Raw genomic sequence first — 20,108 nt, 5'->3', positions numbered from 1 at the left:
ATTGCGCGTCACACCCAAGGTCATTTTTGCCCTTGGAATGAACGTGGACACTCATTGACAGCCTTCTACACAGACTGTCTATGATGCTGCACGAACAACTAAGAACAAGGCTGTCAATTGTTTATAAATATCCAATGCTTTGGCAAAGGCGAGATTGTTCACCAGAGGCTTCATTGTGTCTGGGTCAAAAAATGCCCCTTGTACGGTTCCCTGAGATTGCAAAAAAGGAGTGGCAATGGATATCAACAGGCTTGTGTTATTATCAGGAGCGCCCTTAGAAATACAAGAGCCATAGTCCATTTCACCGTCACCATTCAAGTCTTTGCCGTGAAACCGTTTGGCGATCGCCAGATACTCATCCCAGGTTGTAGGAGGCGTTAACCCCGCTTGTTTTAACAAATCAGTACGGTAATAAACCATGTGATAGTCCCCATCCAACGGAATACTGTAGATGCGTCCTTTATAAGTCGCACTAAAATTCCGAAAGATCGGTGCAATATCTTCCCACTGTATGGCTGCATCAGACTTGACTCGCGCCGTTAAATCTTCCACAAACTCAGCATCGATAAAGTCAATCAGCCATGAAGGTAAAACAATTGCCATATCGTACTTTGAAGCACTGCTAGACCAGTTCTTTTGCAGTATGTTGTATAAATTTTTAAACAAGACGCCCGTCAGATTGACCTTCGCTCCAGTCAAGGCTTCAAACCCAGCAATCCATTTCTTAGTACCTGTATGAACGGTTTCATCTTGGGTGATGACGTTAATTGTTACACCGTCAAAGCGTTGAGCGGAAGCTGTAGCCTGGGAAGTTCTTTGTGTCGGTTGAGGTGATAAAGCAGTTGGAGTATTGGCAGAAAAGAATTTACAGCCGGTCGCCGCGATGCTGAACCATAACGCCGTTAGCAGCACGAGCCAATACTTGAGCCGTTTCATGCCAGGAGTAACCATACTGCTGAATCCTCACAATTTACAGATTTAGTTTTCCCAGATAAATGAAGTTATTAATAAACAATTACAAAAATTTACACCGGAATATCAATCAAAAATTCTGTACCTTGACCGAGAACAGAGTTAAAACTCAATTTTCCGCCGTGGGTTTCTTCGACGATAGACTTTGCGATCGCCAGCCCCAATCCCGTACCTTTCCCGACAGCTTTAGTAGTAAATAAGTGGTCAAAAATCTTTTGTTTGACTGATTCAGTCATCCCCTGACCGTTATCAGCAATGCTAATTTTCACGCCTTCATTTTCCACTGAAGTTGTAATTGTAATTCGGTTGGGATTAACTTGAATTTCCTCAAAAGTCCGCCCAGTATTTGATTCCTCTAACGCATCAATAGCATTTGCCATAATATTCATAAATACCTGATTCAATTGTCCAGGAAAACATTCAATCTTGGGCAAATTACCATATTCAGTTATCACTTCAATTGCGGGACGTTGTTCGTTAGCTTTCAGGCGATGTTTGAGAATTAAAATCGTGCTGTCGATACCTTCGTGGATGTTAAATGGCACTTTATAATCTTTATCAGCGCGGGAGAAAGTGCGGAGACTGGTGCTAATGTTGCGGAGGCGATCGCACGCCATCACCATTGAATCAATTATCTTGGGTAAGTCTTCTAAGCTATAATCCAAGTCAATTTCGACCGCATGGTCGATAATTTCATCACCTGGATTGGGTAAACTTTGTTGATATAGTTTCAAATGTTCAACAATATCCGCAAGGCTGGGTTTAGCTTGTTTGAGACTGGCAGCAATAAAGCCTAAAGGATTATTCATTTCATGGGCTACCCCAGCAACTAAATTACCTAGTGCAGACATTTTCTCACTTTGGACGATTTGTAATTGGGCTTGTTGTAAGTCTTGTAATGCTTGTTGCGCTTGTTGATACAGTCGAGCGTTTTCTAGAGATATTGCGGCTTGAGAAGACAATAAGTTAATTACGCTGAGGCGATCGCGAGTAAATACCCCTTGAGTCAGTTGATTTTCTAAATACAGAATCCCTACTAAATGCCCTTGATTAATAATCGGAGTACAACACACACTTTGGGGTTGATGTTCGAGCATATATTCCCCAATTAAACCAGGGATATCTGTTTTGCAATTATCTATCACAACTGTTTGTTGGGTATTTTTGACGTAATTGATAATTTTTACGGGAATATCTTGACAATTGAAGAGTGATTGTGGTTCGAGGATAGTTTGTATTTCCTCATGCTCAATCAAGGTAATTGCTCTAACTTGCCAAGTATTTTCTTGGGGAAGCAGCAGTACAGCTTTTTTCGCGCCGGAGTTTTCGAGGATAATGCGGGTGAGGCTGGCAATGAGTTGATCTAATTCTAGAGAACTGGAGATAGCTTGAGCGGCTTTTAGTACGCTTGTAAAATCCAGAACATCGAAAAGACTGGTGCTGCAAGTGCTATTCGTGCAAGTAGATGAGGAAGTGCCACGAAAGCTAATAGTTTCGTCGTGTTTGAGGGTAAGTCGTTGCTGTTCTAGAATAAGTTTGAGAAGTTGGGGATAGCGTTTTTCTAAGTCCGAGGTTTTGGCTTTTGCGCCCCAGCGGGTATAGCAATAGTAGGCTTCATGTATATAATCTGCGGCGACTTTTTCTTTGCCCCAGTCGAGGTAGAATTTAGCTGCAAGTTCGTTAGCGATCGCTTCTTCATAGCCATAACCTTGACGTTGAGCTTGAGCAATGGCTTGTTCGTAAAAATCGAGTGCCTCTGCTTTTTGTCCGTTTAGCCGTGCTTTTTCTGCTTGTATTAGCAGACACTTGTGGAGAATATTTTCCGGACAGGTCCGTGCCCAACTGTTTAAGCGTTCCTCTAAAGGAATGAGCGCTTGCCAATGGAACTGACGCTGTTGCTCGTCGCTAGCAATTTCAGCTAGAGACAGGTGCATTAATGCTACATAAAACACGCTAGAAGGGACTTTGGCATGACTGGAAATGGTGTTTTCAATTATGCTCAGTTGAAGAATTAAATCTGGGTATGCGGCTTTGTGGTCAAATAAATAAGCATGACGAATTTTGACAGAATATAACCAAGCCAGATGATAAGGGGTATTGCTATATTTTTGTAAATACTCAGCTTCACTGAAACTCTCGTCATCAAAGCTGAAGGGGGTTTTTGTTAAACCAAGAAGATTGCGAATTGGTTGAATAACTCCGACTATTAAAGCATCTAAATTCTCTAAACTTTTGATGTTACGGAGAAAATCTGCATTCGCTTGGGCGATCGCATATAGTTCATCGAGATTTTTACCATAGGTGAGGCGATCGGAACCACTTTGCATCATCGTAAAGCCAACGGTCAGCCAGTTCCCTGCTTCCATGCCATACTTGTAGGCGTTGTCGTAGTATGTATCCGCTTCTCTAATTGGACGACTCCAGCTATGCACATCGGCAGCAAAGAGAAAATTAGTCATTCCCCGGACATCTGCATTATCAAACTGTTCGCAAAGCTGCACTGCCATTTCTCCAAACTGATAAGCGATCGCAGAGTTTTTTAGCATCGCATTGGCAATTAAGCCATAGCCGACATAGCCAAAGGGGGACATATCGCTGTTACCATACTGCATACACAAAGTAGTCATTTTAGCAAGTGCAAGCAATGCTAAAGTCGATTGACCATCAAGCCATGCAGCATAAAAGAGAATTTGTAAAATTCGCAACATTTCTGCAATATTGGCATCTGACATTTTGGGAAAATTGAGAATGGATTCAACAGTCTGCTGTTCTAAAAATCTGTTAACTATGGCAATTTCTTCGTCCAGACTTTGTTGAATCAGTTCTTGTGCGGGCATTTCCCAGCCAAGTAATTGTAAACTCTGACGTTGAATGGCGATCGCTTCTGCATTGCGTCCCTGAAGCTGATATTGAGTCATCTGCACGCGATAAATCACCGCTTTGTCTAGGGGTGTTTGAGCATGGCTAAGTGCTTCCCCATAAAGGACTTCGGCTTGGTCAAAATTACCACACAGATAAGCTGCTTCTGAGCCATATCGGTGCAAACTGTACATTAATTCATAGTCAGTCTGCCAAGCGGTTGCGGGTAATAAATCAATCCCAGTTGTATAATAGCTCTGGGATGCTTGATAAGCTGCCGAGAGTTTTGCTTTTTGTCCTGCTTGCAGGTTTAAGCCAGCCAGTTGTTTTTTCTGCTCATCGATGGCGATCGCAGCTTGTCCCAGATTCAGTTGGTTTACTAGGTCAAAAATCCGTTCTTGTTGTTCCTGCTGGGATAATTCTTGCAATAACAATTGACCAATCCTCAAATGTGTCTTTTGTTTTTGAGCTTCTGGTATCAAGGAATAAGCTGCTTGTTGGACGCGATCGTGCAGAAATTTATATCCAATAATTTCCGAATTTTCTTGAGTAACAGCTTGATTTTCTGACCCAACAAAAAACTTATAAACCTCACTTTGGGGTAAAATCAAATCGTCCTGTAAGGCACTCCACAAACAAGCAGCCGTTTCTATTTTTGATTGTTTAGAAACAATCGCTAATGTTTCTAAATCAAACTGATTCCCGATACACGCAGCTAATTTTAAAACACCTTGAGTTGATTCTGGCAACTTTTGTAATTGCAATGCCATGAATTCTACAACATCATTTGTGAGCGATCGCTGATTTATTTGCGTGATATCACATTGCCAACACCCTGATGAGAAGTTAAATTCAATTAATCCATCTTGATGTAATGCTTTGAGAAACTGTGTAGCGAAAAACGGATTACCTTGAGTTTTATGAGATACAAGTTGAGAAAGAGGCAAGGCTAAATTTTCAGTCGATTTAAGTGTGTCAGCAACTAATTGATTTACTTGTCTTTGACTCAGTGGTGCTAAAGTAATCGTATTAATCGTGGTTGCTGTTTTTTGGATATCACTCAAAGTCAACATCAAAGGATGTGCTGGTTTGATTTCGTTATCACGATAGGCACCAATTAATAAAAGATGATTTGTATCAGCCATTAATAACTGCATTAACTTCAGCGATGCCGAATCTGCCCATTGCAAATCATCTAGAAACATCACTAATGGATGTTCTAAGCTGGTAAAGACTTGGGTAAACTTTTGGAATAATAAATTAAATCTATTTTCTGCCGCAGTTCCTGATAATTCCAGAACAGGTGGTTGGATACCAATAATTCTTGATAATTCCGGGATGACTTCAATAATTACCTGTCCGTTTTCACCTACAGCTGATAAAATCTTGCTTTTCCATTGCTGGATTTGTGCATCGTTTTCTGTTAACAATTGCCCGATTAAATCCCGGAATGCTTGCACAAATGCACTCAAGGGAATATTTCGTTGAAATTGGTCATACTTACCTTTAATAAAATAACCGCGTTGTTTGACAATCGGTTTATGAACAACGTTTACAACCGCAGTTTTACCAATACCCGAAAAACCAGCTACCAGCATCATTTGTGTTGCACCCTGGCTAACTCTTTCAAATGCTTGGAGTAGAATTTCTACTTCTGTTTCTCGTCCATAAAGTTTGTCGGGGATAATAAAGCGATCGCACACATCCCGTTGTGCAATTGGGAAACTCTCTATAATACCTGTTTCTTTAAGTTGATACAAACAAGTTTCTAAATCAAATTTTAGCCCGAATGCACTCTGATAGCGGTCTTCAGCATTTTTAGCCATCAATTTTCTGACAATATCTGACAACACTTGCGGAATCTCTTCACTTTTGAACGCCAGTTGCTTCAAGTCGGCAGAGCCGACGACAGTCGCCTCAAGTCGGGAAACCCGCCCACGGCGCTGTCTCCCCAACACACTGGCTCCTTTTGACTTTTGACTTTTGACTTCCCGAAGGGATGGCGGAAGTTTTGCAATATGACAATGTACCAACTCCATCGGGTCGTTTGACGTAAATGGTAATTCTCCCGTCAATAATTCGTACAAAGTGACACCAAGAGAATAAAAATCAGTACGGTAGTCAATCCCCCGATTCATCCTTCCCGTTTGTTCTGGAGAAATATAAGCGAGTGTCCCTTCTAACACATTTGGACTAATTAGGGTTTGAGTTTCTCTTGGCAGCAGAGATGCAATACTAAAGTCAATTAATTTAACTTGTTTGGTTAGAGGATTAATTAAAATATTGCTCGGTTTAATATCTTTATGAATAATGCGCGATCGGTAGAGAATATCTAAAGTATTAGAAAGGGCGATCGCTATCTGCAAAAACTCCATTAGAGATTCTAGAGTTCCCCCCACTCCCCACTCCCCACTCCCCACTCCCCATTCTTTTAGAGAAATCCCCCCAAAGTCTTCCATCACTAACATATAGCCATTTTGGTAGGGTTCTAAGCTGTAAGTTTGGATGATTAGGGGTGAGTTGAGATTTTTGGCAATGGTATACTGATTGCGAAACTGCACCAGTTCGCTGAAACTGGGATAAGGATTTTTCAGCAGTTTAATCACCACTGGTAAAAAGTCAGTTTCTCGATATCCCCGATAAACTACGGTTCTAGAACCGTTGTACAGTTCTTCACTGACTTGATATCCGGGAATACTCACTCTTATGTTAGCCATGTTATTTAATCGTTGAGGCTTCCGGATTTAGTATTCCCTGATGCGCGAATAAATTTCAAACCAACGTCAAAATATTTACACACCAATTCTCATTTGGAAACGAGTTTGCCTCATCTGAGGATTCGCGACGTTTGTTAATAATTATCAAGTCTCCTGCTAATCTCTAACTGTGACTTCAAAACTTAGGAAATTTATGCATAAAGCATCTGCCACTAACTCAGCGGCAACAGACATTAAACTACTAGTTGTAGATATTGATGGTACGATCGCCGGCGAATCTAACAACCTCACCTCAAAAGTTCTTCAAGCGATCGCAGCTGTCAAAGCAAAGAAAATCAAAGTAGCGATCGCTACTGGTAGAATGTATCGTTCTGCCTTGCGTTTCCACCAACAACTTAACTCTACCCTGCCATTATTAGCTTATCAAGGAGCCTGGATTCAAGATCCAATTACGCAAAAAATTCATCGCCATTTAACTGTTTCTAGAGAAATGGCAGAAAAACTACTAGATTATTTTGAACAACCAGAACTGCGATCGCTTTTATCTGTTCACTTCTACATCAACGATGAATTGTATGTGCGCGAATTAACAAGAGAAACTGAAATTTATGCCGAACGTTCTGGTATTGTCCCGATAGTTGTGGGTGACTTGCGTTCTTCTTTAAGCAATGAACCGACAAAGATTTTAGCTTTGTGCGATGACATAGATATTATCAAAGATTTGCTGGGGAATTTGCGATCGCTTTACACCCCCGCTGAATTGTATCTCACTACATCTGTGGCGACTTTTTTTGAAGCGACTAATCCTTTAGTCAATAAAGGAACTGCTGTACGTTACCTAGCTGAAGAAATGCTCGGATTACAAAGAACTAACGTCATGACTATTGGCGATAACTTCAATGATTTGGAAATGCTAGAGTACGCTGGTATTGGTGTAGCGATGGGCAATGCACCAGCAGAAGTTCAAGCGATCGCGACTTGGGTAGCTCCTAGCGTCGAACAAGATGGAGCTGCCACAGCAATTGAAAAGTTTTTGCTGTAAACGTTAGTTATTCGTTATTAATTATTAGTAACGAATAACTAACCAAAAAATCAGAAAGGACACCGACGACTGGCCGTGTTTCGTCTCGGTGCCCTTGCTGGTTCGCTCCTCACACACCAGATAATATAGCCTGAGATATTCTAATAGTCAATATCTGTTACAAAACTTTTTAATTTTGTCTTTATACTCATAATTCAACTAAAGCAAAGATGGCTAATTTTTCTTCTAACAAAAACCTTAATACAGACTGAGTAGCTATAACTAATCCTAATCTGGCTTGAGAAAGCTCTGGTGAGGTAATTTTCACCTCACCCCAAATTCTACAGTTGCACCAGAAAACTTCAAAAGCTTGGCTCAAATTGATCGCTGCTTTTTCCCAGTTAACCGAACCAGCTTGATCGGGACATTCTAAATCATCTACCACTTGTACTAACTGAGAAATTAGCCGAAAAGAAGCAGAATGACAAGAGCGAAGTTTGCGATCGCAGTTGAGCCAAGCTATCGAAGAAGGAGAAATTACACAGAACATACCTGAACTAGTATTTGGTTCATTAAGTTGAATCAACCCCTCTTGTTCAGCCAGCCGCATCAGCGAGCAGCAGCGAGCATGAGCGTATTGAACTGCAAATAAATGTGAAGAATTTTCGATTAAGGTTTCTCCTTGTCCCCCCCTTTCCCCCATCCCCCCCTCTCCTTGTCCCCCCCTCTCCCCCTCCGGGTTCGCCAGTCGCACGCCAGGTGCTACAACGGGGCGGCACGTTTTGGGGGGAAGCTTCCCCCCAAAAGCTGCCTTGGGAACCCCCGCAACGCACTGGCTCCTCAACGCGGGGAACCCGCGCACGGCGCTGGACTCACCATCTCCCCCTCTCCCCCTCTCCCCCTCTCCCCACCTCCCCTCAACCAGCCGCTGCAACCAAGCAGCTAAAATAGGATCGGTTAAGACGAAATGAATGTAACCTGGGGGAACAATTTCGATGATAAATTCGTCGCCACAATTCGCTGATAAATGAGAGGCGATCGCACAAGCAATCTCAATTGCGTTACGATTCTGAGATTTTGACAGCTGTAAAGCCACCCCGGATATATATAAAATTCTATTAATATCTCTACTTTTATATAGAGGAATTTTATGATTCTCTCTACTAAGTATGCTGTCTGTATTAGTATAAATACTCAATGCTGATAGCAGATGACTGTAAATTAACTGTTTAATTGCTGTATTATTACTTACTTGTAGCTTTTTATGCACAGATGACTACCATTTAACCCTTAACCCTTCAGATTATTGCTATAATGTCATCTATCTTTAGACAGAACTTTAATTTAGATAGAGAAAAATGAGAATTGTGCAAAATTTGATTAATAGTAAGTAAACTTTACTACCATCATAGTACAGTAAAGTTATAACAAAAGTGTAGAGAGCAAATTGCTTTCTATCCTTAAAGATGGCTGGCGCTGTTAGGCGTTAAGCCTACATCACCAACGCAAAGACACTCCTTGCACCTTTTTATGACGTCTTTGTCTTCAGCCGAACGCTCTTTGTTACCTATGCAATCTCCATCCTCCTTTTCTGAGGCATCACGCCCTTTTCTGACTTGGCAACGAATTATTGATTGGGCTCAAGAACACTATCGCTGCCGTACCTTTAGCAAAGATGAGCGCATTCCAGCTAGACCTGGATTGCTATATTTGGTGCAAAGGGGTGCGATCCGCATGGTAGGCACCGCCCAGGTTAGCGCGACTGCAAGTCAGCTAACGTCTCGACGAATCAACAGAACCCCTGAAGAAGCTTTCTTGGGTTTTGTCGGGGCAGGACAGCCATTTGAAATTGTTGCCCAATCACCATTTACACTCCAGTCCTACGCCCATGTTGACCAAACTGCCGTGCTTTGGATGTACTGGCACGACCTAGACAACTGGCCCCATTTCCGCCGCGAAGTTATGGATGCCTTTAGGTATCAGCACCAGCGCAAGCTGCTGTGGCTGAGTGCCTTGGGACAACGACGCACAATTGATCGACTTTTAGGATTCCTCACATTATTGATTGAGGAATATGGTGAGCCGTCAATGAGCGAAACAGACCCCGATGTAATTCGCGGCTATTGTCTGCCGTTCCCCCTCACCCATGCCCAAATTGGCAGCGCGATCGGTTCGACTCGTGTCACCGTCACCCGCTTGATGGGTAAGTTGCGTCAGCGCGGTTTAATCCTCACCCAAGGGGATAATCTCATTTGCTTGCCAGCAGAGTCTATTAATAGAGTCGGCTAAAGCGCACCAAGAGCGCCTACTACCAGCTGGGGGAGAGCGAATTTTGACAAACCCAGCCTGGGTAATCAGTTCCTGTCCCTGCTCGGTCAGCAGCAAGTTGGCGTAAGCAACACCTGCTTGCTGCTTGATTTGACCATTTTGTTTGACTACCACAAACAGATTGCCAGTAATCGGGTAACTTCCTGACTGGAAAGCCTCAATGTTCAGCTTGTTCCGTTTATTAGGACATAATGACGCGGTTACAAATGGTTCTTGGTAGAAAGCTAACTCTTGAGCTTCAACTGGTCGAGAAGACTGGGCAAATGTCAGTTGACCGTCAATTAAAGATTTTATACCACTACCACAAAGCGCGATCGCCACTGCGTTGCATTGCTGTATCAGCGAATCGTGACAAATCCAGCTTTTGTGATTAATTCTTTACCTTGAGCCGTCTGGAGCAAGTTGACGTAGGCTTCTCCAGCTTGCTGGTCGCTTTGACCATTTTGCTTAACAATCACAAATAACCGTCTGGTGATGGGGTATTCACCACTTTGAAAGGCAGCTGCATTTATTTGGTTACGCTGTTGCGGACATTGTTTTAGGGAAACGAAAGGCTCTTTGTAAGGTGGAATGACACGATCTGATTGATGACCAACTGGCAAGGGTTTAACAGTACATTGTCCGACTATTTCCGGGGCAGAGGCATAGTAAATGCCACCTGGATTTTTCGCCACTTCTTGTAAAGCTTGAGTTGTCCTGGGGATAAACTGCACATTTGCTGCAAACTTTTCTTTCTCTAAGACATTTTCCTCAAAGAATTGGATAGTGCCTCCGTCTTCGAGATGCCGAGAGTACGGTATAATTGCTAATTCTGGACCCCCTACCTGTTTCCAGTTAGTAATTTTGCCTGTGTAAATGTCTTTTAGCTGGGCGAGGGTTAAACCAGGGATATTAAGATTGGGATTAACTGCGATCGCAATGGCATCAATCGCCACCGGAATTTCTTTTAAGGTAATATTCAGATGTTGTGCCTGCTGGTATTCCTCTTGTTTAATTGAACGAGAGGATTCAGAGAAAGCCAATTGGTTACTCAACAACATCTTGATCCCAGAAGTAGTACCAGGGGCACCTGTGGTGGGATCTGTGTAGCGTAACCGAAATTGCGGTTGGGCAGTTTGAATCAGTGGTTCAACTTCTCTTCGGATAGATGCCCAAGTAGTGCTACCCCCATAGCTAAATAATCCAGAGGGAACGTTTGGCACTTGGGCAAAAGTATTACTTTCACGATTTGACTGTACGACTTGCAACGATGAATTATTGGGAAAGTTGTTAGCCAACCACCAAAGCACACACCCCACCAATCCGAGTGTGATCGTTAAAGCTAAAACTAAAACTGTTGTTTCATTAGCTTGATGTTTTTGGGACATAATATTTGTTTTAATTTTTGTCCATAAACGCAATGTGACATTTTGCTGATGGTTATAGGTTAACGATTGGTTAATTTTTAATTTTTTATTGCAGATTGTGGTATTGGCACAAAGTCATACCCAGTACGAGAACGAGTACCGGGAGCGATTTTCACAAGTTGAACTGGTGCATTGCGATCGCCTGATGCTAAAAACCGAATCGCACCCGAAGCACCGGTTGCAGAAAAGTTAGACGAGGTAAGTGCTTGCTGTACCCCCTCGCGGTTTGGATTAAGTTCTATGGCGGCAATCAATGCTTTTGTCGCGTCATATGATAAAGCAGTTCGCCAACTCACATCAGCACCCCACAATTGGCGAGACTTTTGAGGAAAGTCTGAAGAAAGATTGCCATCAATATGCCAAGGAACTGCTACCACCATTCCTACAGCTTTTTCACGCCCAAGTTCTAAAGTTTTCAACATGTAAACATCATCTCCCCCCAGCAAAGCTAACCGTTTATCGTTAACTTGAACTACTTGCAATGCTTTGTCGAGAGTATTAGCGTTAGAAGCTAACATCAAAACTTCTGCACCTTGCTTAATGGCTTGTTCTACACTTCTAGCCGCACTAAAATTTGCTTGGGATAAGTCAAATTCATTCGATACTTGTCCACCATTCAAAGACACAGATGAGACAAACTCAGATTTGAGCGATTGGCTGTAGTTACTTTGGGAATTGAAAAAAACCGCTGCATTTCTTTTCTGCAACTTGTTTACCATGTAGTTGGCTAAACTTCTCGCAGCAATGAAATCACTGGGAACTGTACGAAAAACGTAAGGACTCAAGTTAGAAATCTTAACAGAAGTACTCGTGGGAGTGATGGCTACAAGTTTCCCGGAAGTATAAACAGTGCCTGCGGCTAAAGTTGCATCGCTGGTATTAGGACCAATTACACCTAATACTTCGGGATTTTTAACTAAGGTTGTAGCGATTTGCTTGGATATTTCCGGATTGTCATCGTCGTTGGCTATCCCTACCTTCAAAAAAACTCCCTTAATACCTCCAGAGGCATTTATTTCATTTTGAGCCTGAGCGATACCGCGTAAAATTTCTAAAGAGGTATTTGGATCGTTACCAATAGGCAAAGATGTTGCAATTGTGTAGTTTTTTGCCGAGCCAATTCGGGCATTATTAAGAAATATCAACGCCTCTGGGTCGTTAGGGTTTAGTTTTAAAGCTGCTGTCAAAGGAGCGATCGCTTTTTCATAACTTCCCCGTGCGATCGCTTCTACACCTTCTTTTTTCGCTGGGGTTACTTCAAGAGCTATTAAAGTTTTTTCCCCAAAACTAATTCGGTCTTTAATTGATTCTTGATTTTTATTTGACTGCGAATTAGGATTAGGTTGATTTTGTGATATAATATTGTCTTTAAATAACCACAAACCACCTCCGACAACTCCCAATGTAATTAACAGAGCCAAAACAAGAACAGTAGTTTCGTTCTTTTGGGACATAATATTTTTTTAAAGTAGTTAACTGTATTTAAAATATCAAAGATAATAATTTATATATCAGACGAAATATTGCTGTAACTGCAATGGCTATTAACCCAGCTGCAACTGCGAAAATTAGCACTTCCTTAGAGCTTAGAGAAGCATGTAAAATGGGGATAAAATAGATAGGTACAAAAGTAATTACAGCAATAATTAACAAATCAAGCTTTTCAATCCATCGCCGTGTTTGGGCAAAAATCAGTATCCCTAAAATTACACAGGAAACAGCTAGAGTAATTTCTGGCGATTTGAGTAGACTTAAAAGAGCGATCGCTATCAATGCACCCTCAAATCCACTAAACGCTGCACCACTCAATAACTCAATTGTCGAAAATACTGGTTTAGCTGGTGGGGGAACAATAGGTGCTTGTGGTGGTTGTGTTTGTGACGATAACTTTGGTACAGTTGCTTTTGAGGGACGCAGTTGTGTTGGGGGTATAGAAAGTGAATCTAACGCTGAAAGAACCTCTTGTGCCGACTGAAAGCGTTGATTTGCGGCTGGCAATAGCATTTTATCTAAAATATCAGCCAAGCCTGAATTGATAGATACAAGCGATCGCCATTTCCACTGGTTGCTATAACCATCAAATAGCTGATTTGCTTCCTTCTTTGTCAGTAAGGTGAGAATTGTTACAGCTAAAGCATATAAATCTGTAGAGGGATATACTTGACCTCCAGACATTTGTTCGGGAGGTGCAAATCCCATAGAATATATTCCGGTAGAACCACCAAACCCAGTTGGGGCATTAGTTACTTGCTTAACTGCGCCAAAATCCAGCAAGTATAATTTGCCGTGGCGATCGCGCATAATATTAGAGGGTTTAATGTCTCTGTGAATAATGCCTTCATTATGGACAAACTTTAGCACTTTGAGAATTTCTCGCAGCACTTCTAAGGCTTCTTCTTCAGTGAATTGATTTCTTTGAGCTAATTCTTCCTCTAAATTTTGTCCATCAATATATTCTTGTACCAGATAAAAAAATTGCTCTTGCTGTTCTGATTGCCAGCTTTTAACTGTTATTTCAAAATAAGCAAATAAGTCAGGAATTTGCTCGCTTTGGTTGCCTATTTGCGCTAAAACATCTGCTTCTCGTTCAAACAACTGTTGTGCTAGTTGCAGTTGAATAGAAGTTAAATTTCCTGCGGGTTGGAATTGCTTAACTACACATTGACGCATTCCGGGAATTCGGCGATCGCGTGCCAAAAAAGCGGCTCCAAACCCTCCTCTACCCAGCAACTTCAGCGGTACATATCGTCCATCCAGTAACAGCGGCATTCCACAAGTAGTGCAGTATTTTTGCTGTACTGTTTTCAAAGTTGTGTTATCGTCTAAATCCGTAAAATAATTTTGTGGGCGAGGGCAGCGTGGACGAGTGCAGTAAACTTCCATTTTTTTGGTTTGTTGTCCTTTGTCCAAAGTCAATAGTCCAAAGTCAATAGTCCAAAGATATTAAAAGAGCGAATATTTACCTTTAAAAGGACACGGGAAAAAGCGGTGGAAATCATCCACCTAACAGTTGCGCCACTATTTTTGTACACGGTTTTGCCCGAAGCGAATTTTCCTTCAAGATACGCATCTACATCAGTGTTCTAGTTTTGACTTTTGACCCTTGACTTTTGACTTTTGACCCTTGAATGAGTGACTATTGACAAAATCTTAGCTTTAATCAGAGCTTGGCATCGCTATATCTAATGTAGTTACGACGATGTTTTTTGGTGATGATTTTAACACATCTTGATTCCATCCAGGGGTAGCGAACTGAGGCAAAATTTCTCGGCTAAAGGCTTCAGCCGCCTTGGATCTGTACCGATTGGGATTAAAAATTAACCACAGTGTACGCTTGACAACAACGCCTTCAATTGGAGCGCGGTGTAGGACACCCATTTGTAATTCTTTAGCGATCGCGCTAGTAGAAACAAAGGCAGCCCCCAAGCCAGATTGCACGGCATTTTTAATTGCTTCTATGGAATTGAGTTCCATTTCAAATTTAAAACGCCTTGCATCAATATCGCAGCGTGCTAGCACTTGGTCGATTACCTTGCGAATAGTAGATTGAGAATCGAGAGCAATGAATTGTAATTTATATAGGTCTTCTTTTTGAATCGTTTCTAGTTTGGCAAAAGGATGCAAAACAGGTAAAATCAGCGCTAGCTCATCCTCGGCGTAAGGAATAATTTCCAAAGATTCTGCCAGTTCGCCCGGAATCTCGCCGCCGATGATTGCCAAATCTACCTGTCCGTTAGCGACACTCCAGGCAGTCCGACGGGTAGAGTGGACATGCAATTGCACCGCCACATCTGAATATTTTTGTCGGAACATGCCAATCATTCTCGGCAACAGATAAGTGCCAGTAGTTTGAGAAGCACCAACAATTAAAGTTCCGCCTTGGAGATTTTGTAAATCTTCAATAGCGCGGCAAGTTTCTTGACATAGGGTGAGAATTTTTTCACCGTAACTCAGAAGTAAGTGCCCCGCCTCGGTTAATTGTGCGCGACGTCCTCCACGGTCGAATAAAGGTACATCTAGTTGCCGTTCTAGGTTTTGAACTTGTAAACTCACAGCGGGCTGAGAGACGTAGAGGCTATCAGCGGCACGCTTAAAGCTTCCTTCGACGGCGATCGCTTTGAGAATACGCAATTGATCTAAAGTGAAAGGAAGGTCAGACATAAGGCTAAACCCACAAAACGCATGAGCATGAGCAGCAGTTGCAACAAAAAAGTAGCATTTTACCAAAAAACGGCGAATGCAATTTATTGCATCTTAAACTTTGAGCTTTAATCGAAAAAGACAGTAGCACAACATCTTGACGAAAGTCCCCTTTTGAATACTTTGTGGTATTGGTTGTACTTAATGGGCGTTTTCTTTAAATTACTTCACCTGTGTATATGATGTTGAGCAATTGGTTAACCAACAGTCATTTTGTCATGTTGGGGTTACAACTAGTTTTTGCGATCGCCCACAGTGGAGGAGCTGCCTTGCGTCCGTTTGCCGAAAAACAAATTGGACCTAGGCTCTATCGCGTTTTTTTCGCGTTACTCAGCCTGCCTTTAGCTGTAATCTTAATCGTTTACTTTATTAACCACCGTTATGATGGCTGGCAACTTTGGCAAGTCCAAGGTGTGCCGGGAGTAAAAACAGTAGTTTGGGTGCTTTCAGCGATTTCGTTTTTGTTTTTGTATCCGGCTACATTCAATCTACTAGAAATTGCTGCTATTCAAAAGCCCTCCGTCCACCTCTACGAAACGGGCATTATTCGGATTACTCGTCATCCGCAGATGGTGGGGCAGATAATTTGGTGTGTCGCTCATACCCTTTGGCTCGGTACCAGCTTTACTCTTGTTACTTCGGTGGGGTTAGTGCTGCATCACTTATTTGGAGTTTGGCATGGCGATCGCCGTTTAGCATCGCGTTACGGCGAAGCCTTTGAAATCGTCAAACAGCGAACTTCAATTATTCCTTTTCTAGCTGTTCTCGACCGCCGTCAATCTCTTAAGTGGCAGGAATTTCTCCGCCCCGCTTACCTGGGAGTCGCTGCTTTTATCGGTCTACTTTGGTGGTCACACCCCCTATTGATTCAGGCGAGTAGTAAGGTACAATGGTTATTTTAGGTAGACCCCAATAGCAGTAACCAGCAATTGAAAGTAAATAGATGAAGATATCATCTTCTCAATTGCTAGCCAATTCCCTGTAGGATTGGTTAAAACATCTGTCAGTGGGGGACGCGATGAGATGAGCGAGATTTGAGATTGGTAATTGCAAGTCTTTTACCAAAGTAAAAACTAGATGAGAAAACAGTTTAAAATCTCTCCCCAGAGGCAGTCAGGAGTTGAAAATCTAAAAAAGCCACCGTGAGAGCTTCGCGCTGGCTTTTTTATCAGCGCAAAATAAACGCGCTTGTTTTTCGCATAATTATTTGTGCTCTGGAACAGTCTATTTGCAGAACCGTATTGAAGCGCCAAATCTTTCTGCTGATGGCTAGTTTGATATAAAAACCCTGTAATTGTAGAGGCATCATGGTGTTGTTGGTCAGTGAGCGGACATTTAATCAAGAAGTTTTAGAATCTCCAATTCCTGTTTTAGTAAATTTTGAAGCGCCTTGGTGCGGCTTATGTCGTATAATCCAACCGCTGTTGTTGCAGTTTAAAACTCAATGTGGCGAAGAAATAAAATTGGTTGGAGTTAACGCCGATCAAAATTTTAAACTTTCTACCACTTATCGGCTAAAATCACTGCCAACTTTACTGTTGATAGAAAATGGGATTGTCCGGGAACGTCTAGACTGTTTTCGTGGACGAGAGGATTTACGCCAAGCGTTAGAAGAAATAAAAGTTAGTTATACTAATCGCCCTAAAACCTACAGCACCGCAAAAACAGCCGATTTAGGTTGTCGGACGGCATAAAGACAAGGGGACAAGGGCGACGGGCGTGGGGACAAGGAGGACAAGGAGGACAAGGAGGACAAGGAGGACAAGATAAATTTTTTTCTCCCTTGTCTCCCTTGTCTCCCTTGTCTCCCCATCCCCCCATCCCCCCCTCTCCTTGTCTCCCCATTGCCCCAAATCTAAAACCATGCTTAATTACCTCACCTAACAACCGTCGGGTGGGGTATTTTATGCTAAAAGGTGTGTGTCACAATTATTAACAGTTGCGACCTGGACAGATGCCTTTGGGCAAAACTGTCAAACGCGAACGTGAAGAATTATAAATGTAGGCGTCAGTGATGGAAGTTATCTATCAGTATGCCTGGCTGATTCCGGTATTACCTCTTTTAGGGGCGATGCTGGTCGGTCTAGGGTTAATCTCGATGAATCAGGTGACAAACGCAGCCAGAAAGCTAAACGCGGCGTTTATTATTTCCCTGGTGGGGATAGCAATGGGGCTGTCGTTTGCCTTGCTGTGGAGTCAACTTCAAGGACATGCGCCTTATATCCGCACTATAGAATGGGCGGCTGCTGGCAATTTTCACCTGAACATGGGCTACACTATTGACCACCTAACAGCCCTGATGCTGGTGATTGTGACAACGGTAGCCTTCTTGGTCATGGTGTACACCGATGGCTACATGGCTCACGACCCAGGATATGTAAGGTTTTACGCTTATCTCAGCTTGTTTGGCTCTTCAATGCTGGGTTTGGTGGTCAGCCCCAACTTAGTACAGATTTACATATTCTGGGAACTAGTCGGGATGTGTTCTTACTTGCTGGTCGGGTTTTGGTACGATCGCAAGTCAGCAGCAGATGCAGCTCAAAAAGCATTTGTTACCAACCGCGTGGGTGACTTTGGTTTGCTGTTGGGTATTTTAGGGCTTTTTTGGGCGACAGGAAGCTTTGATTTTCAGGTAATGGGCGATCGCCTCGCACAACTTGTAGAATCAGGTTCGATCAGCAATGCCCTCGCCATTCTGTTTGCGATTTTAGTATTTTTGGGTCCGGTAGCCAAATCAGCCCAATTCCCGTTGCATGTGTGGCTGCCAGATGCGATGGAAGGTCCCACCCCCATTTCTGCCTTAATCCACGCAGCAACAATGGTCGCGGCGGGTGTTTTCCTCATCGCCCGGATGTACCCAGTCTTTGAACACGTCCCAGCGGCAATGAACGTCATCGCCTATACTGGGGCATTCACCGCCTTTTTGGGGGCGACAATTGCCATAACCCAAAACGACATCAAAAAGGGTTTAGCTTACTCTACCATCTCCCAACTCGGTTACATGGTGATGGCGATGGGAGTAGGCGCTTACTCTGCCGGACTTTTCCACCTGATGACTCACGCCTACTTTAAGGCAATGCTGTTCTTAGGTTCTGGTTCGGTAATTCATGGGATGGAAGGTGTCGTTGGGCACGACCCCGTTTTGGCGCAGGATATGCGCTTGATGGGAGGACTGCGGAAGTATATGCCATATACCGCAATTACCTTCTTTATCGGTTGCTTGGCAATTTCCGGTATCCCACCTTTTGCAGGTTTCTGGTCAAAAGATGAAATTTTGGGACAAGCTTTTCAAGCTAGCCCATTTCTTTGGTTTGTCGGCTGGTTAACTGCCGGCATTACTGCTTTTTACATGTTTAGAATGTATTTCTCGACATTTGAAGGCAACTTTAGAGGCAATGACCAGAAAATTAAGCAAAAACTGAAGAAAGCAGCCACAATCGTTCTGGAATTAGAGACAGAAGAGGCAGCAACCCCTGTTTTTGGTCCTGGGGCGATGAAACATGGCGAATTAGAGGCACATGATTCTCACGGACATCATAGTGATTCTCCTCACGAATCGCCGTGGACAATGACTTTGCCTTTAGTGGTGCTGGCGATTCCTTCGATGTTGATTGGTTTGGTGGGAACACCTTACGCCAACTACTTTGAGGAATTTATCTTTCCTCCCAGCGAAACCCTCGCCGAAGTAATGGAAAAAACCGCCGAGTTCAACCCGACGGAATTTTACATTATGGCGGGAAATTCAGTAGGAATCGCTTTGATTGGGATTACATTGGCATCTTTTATGTATCTGTGGCGCAAGATTGATGCTAGTGCGATCGCCGAAAAAATCAAACCGCTTTACGAGCTATCTCTTAACAAGTGGTATTTTGATGACATTTACCATCGTGTCTTTGTCCTGGGCTTGCGTCGCGTAGCCAGACAAGTCATGGAAGTTGACTTCCGCGTTGTCGATGGTGCTGTTAACCTCACAGGCTTTTTCACCCTAGTTAGTGGTGAAGGTCTGAAATACCTAGAAAACGGTCGCGCTCAATTCTATGCCTTGATTGTGTTTGGGGCAGTTTTGGGCTTAGTGATTGTCTTTGGTGTCACCTGATTTTAATAGGGGCGGACGAATGTCCGCCCCTAAGTTTTTTCAGAGTCTAAATTAGACTCTTTTTTTTTGCTGATAGTTTAGTAATTTAATATACAGTTTCCTGCGGGTTTTGCCGATAAGAATCACACCATCCTCATTTGCTGAGAATCAGTTTCAGCCACAATTGCCAGGGTCACAAGCATCTTCAAATTAGCTGCCTTGATAGTAGCAAATTCTCGTCTGTCTCAGAGGTTATGTTAGACCGGAGACTTTGATTATATCGATATCAACGCTAAGAGTAAAACACTACGATTCTGATTATAAAACTCACAAGCTTTTCCAATTCACTTGAACTGGTTTGCACTGTCGTTTCCATGTCACCAGTACTCAATATTTGTGCAACAGGCTTTCCCGTATTGCGCTGCCAAACTTCTCCCCTTGGGCTAATCCCGGACAAATGTGGACAGCCTTGTATTAAAGATCCTCAACACCCAACCAGTCACTCGGAAGAAGGCTGTCCACATTTGTCT

13 protein-coding genes and 1 pseudogene are annotated in these 20,108 nt (G+C 42.8%); 6 read left to right on the top strand and 8 right to left on the bottom strand.

Annotation, left to right across the window (positions count from 1 at the left end):
• Positions 1-78: 78 nt before the first annotated feature.
• Both PI95_RS14185 and PI95_RS14180 read right to left on the bottom strand, forming a co-directional pair.
• The gene (locus PI95_RS14185) at positions 79-951 is read right to left on the bottom strand and encodes an ABC transporter substrate-binding protein (RefSeq protein WP_052325266.1); all 873 of its coding nucleotides are present in this window, start codon (positions 949-951) and stop codon (positions 79-81) included.
• A gap of 74 nt (positions 952-1,025) precedes the next feature.
• Entirely contained in the window at positions 1,026-6,548 is a 5,523-nt protein-coding gene (locus PI95_RS14180; protein WP_039748404.1) for a trifunctional serine/threonine-protein kinase/ATP-binding protein/sensor histidine kinase, read from the bottom strand.
• A gap of 193 nt (positions 6,549-6,741) precedes the next feature.
• Between PI95_RS14180 and PI95_RS14175 the strand changes: the two genes are divergently transcribed.
• Positions 6,742-7,590 carry a Cof-type HAD-IIB family hydrolase gene (locus PI95_RS14175; protein WP_039748402.1) on the top strand — a complete coding sequence of 283 codons (849 nt, stop codon included), beginning with the start codon at positions 6,742-6,744 and terminating at the stop codon, positions 7,588-7,590.
• A gap of 187 nt (positions 7,591-7,777) precedes the next feature.
• Here PI95_RS14175 and PI95_RS35945 read toward each other — a convergent pair whose 3' ends face one another.
• Positions 7,778-8,839 (bottom strand): DALR anticodon-binding domain-containing protein, encoded by a 1,062-nt coding sequence (locus PI95_RS35945; RefSeq protein ID WP_039748400.1) that lies wholly within the window; start codon positions 8,837-8,839, stop codon positions 7,778-7,780.
• Positions 8,840-9,099: 260 nt separating this feature from the next.
• Here PI95_RS35945 and PI95_RS14160 point away from each other — a divergent pair, with 260 nt between their 5' ends.
• The gene (locus tag PI95_RS14160; RefSeq protein WP_039748397.1) at positions 9,100-9,858 is read left to right on the top strand and encodes a Crp/Fnr family transcriptional regulator; all 759 of its coding nucleotides are present in this window, start codon (positions 9,100-9,102) and stop codon (positions 9,856-9,858) included.
• Between the two features lie 36 nt (positions 9,859-9,894).
• Here PI95_RS14160 and PI95_RS14155 read toward each other — a convergent pair.
• From PI95_RS14155 to PI95_RS14135, 5 genes and pseudogenes are all read right to left on the bottom strand, one after another.
• Positions 9,895-10,125, bottom strand: a pseudogene (locus tag PI95_RS14155) (phosphate ABC transporter substrate-binding protein); the annotation flags it as partial.
• Between the two features lie 110 nt (positions 10,126-10,235).
• Positions 10,236-11,264, bottom strand: a complete 1,029-nt coding sequence (locus PI95_RS14150) for a PstS family phosphate ABC transporter substrate-binding protein (protein WP_039748393.1) — start codon at positions 11,262-11,264, stop codon at positions 10,236-10,238.
• A gap of 77 nt (positions 11,265-11,341) precedes the next feature.
• Entirely contained in the window at positions 11,342-12,757 is a 1,416-nt protein-coding gene (locus PI95_RS14145) for an ABC transporter substrate-binding protein (protein ID WP_039748392.1), read from the bottom strand.
• Between the two features lie 28 nt (positions 12,758-12,785).
• Entirely contained in the window at positions 12,786-14,186 is a 1,401-nt protein-coding gene (locus tag PI95_RS14140) for a serine/threonine-protein kinase (RefSeq protein WP_039748390.1), read from the bottom strand.
• Positions 14,187-14,459: 273 nt separating this feature from the next.
• A complete protein-coding gene (locus tag PI95_RS14135) occupies positions 14,460-15,464 on the bottom strand; it encodes a LysR family transcriptional regulator (RefSeq protein WP_039749000.1) in 1,005 nt (334 codons plus the stop codon).
• 218 nt (positions 15,465-15,682) lie between these two features.
• On the opposite strand from PI95_RS14135, the gene PI95_RS14130 reads away from it, so the two are divergent.
• The 4 genes from PI95_RS14130 to PI95_RS14115 all read left to right on the top strand — a co-directional run bounded on the left by PI95_RS14130 (position 15,683) and on the right by PI95_RS14115 (position 19,599).
• A complete protein-coding gene (locus tag PI95_RS14130; protein WP_201280448.1) occupies positions 15,683-16,405 on the top strand; it encodes an NnrU family protein in 723 nt (240 codons plus the stop codon).
• A 405-nt stretch (positions 16,406-16,810) separates the two neighbouring features.
• Positions 16,811-17,197: a thioredoxin family protein gene (locus PI95_RS14125; protein WP_039748386.1), complete on the top strand. Its 387-nt coding sequence runs from the start codon at positions 16,811-16,813 to the stop codon at positions 17,195-17,197.
• On the top strand, positions 17,182-17,439 hold the full coding sequence (locus tag PI95_RS14120; RefSeq protein ID WP_163518889.1) for a hypothetical protein: 258 nt from the start codon (positions 17,182-17,184) through the stop codon (positions 17,437-17,439). The genes PI95_RS14125 and PI95_RS14120 overlap by 16 nt, the downstream gene beginning before the upstream one ends.
• Before the next feature lie 78 nt (positions 17,440-17,517).
• Positions 17,518-19,599 (top strand): NAD(P)H-quinone oxidoreductase subunit 5, encoded by a 2,082-nt coding sequence (locus PI95_RS14115; RefSeq protein ID WP_039748384.1) that lies wholly within the window; start codon positions 17,518-17,520, stop codon positions 19,597-19,599.
• Positions 19,600-20,108 lie beyond the last annotated feature (509 nt).

The sequence above is a fragment of the Hassallia byssoidea VB512170 genome (genome assembly GCF_000817785.2).
GTDB lineage: Bacteria > Cyanobacteriota > Cyanobacteriia > Cyanobacteriales > Nostocaceae > Hassallia > Hassallia carrinoi.
Note: the sequence above shows the minus strand (reverse complement) of the source record. Positions and strands in the feature narration are given on the sequence as shown.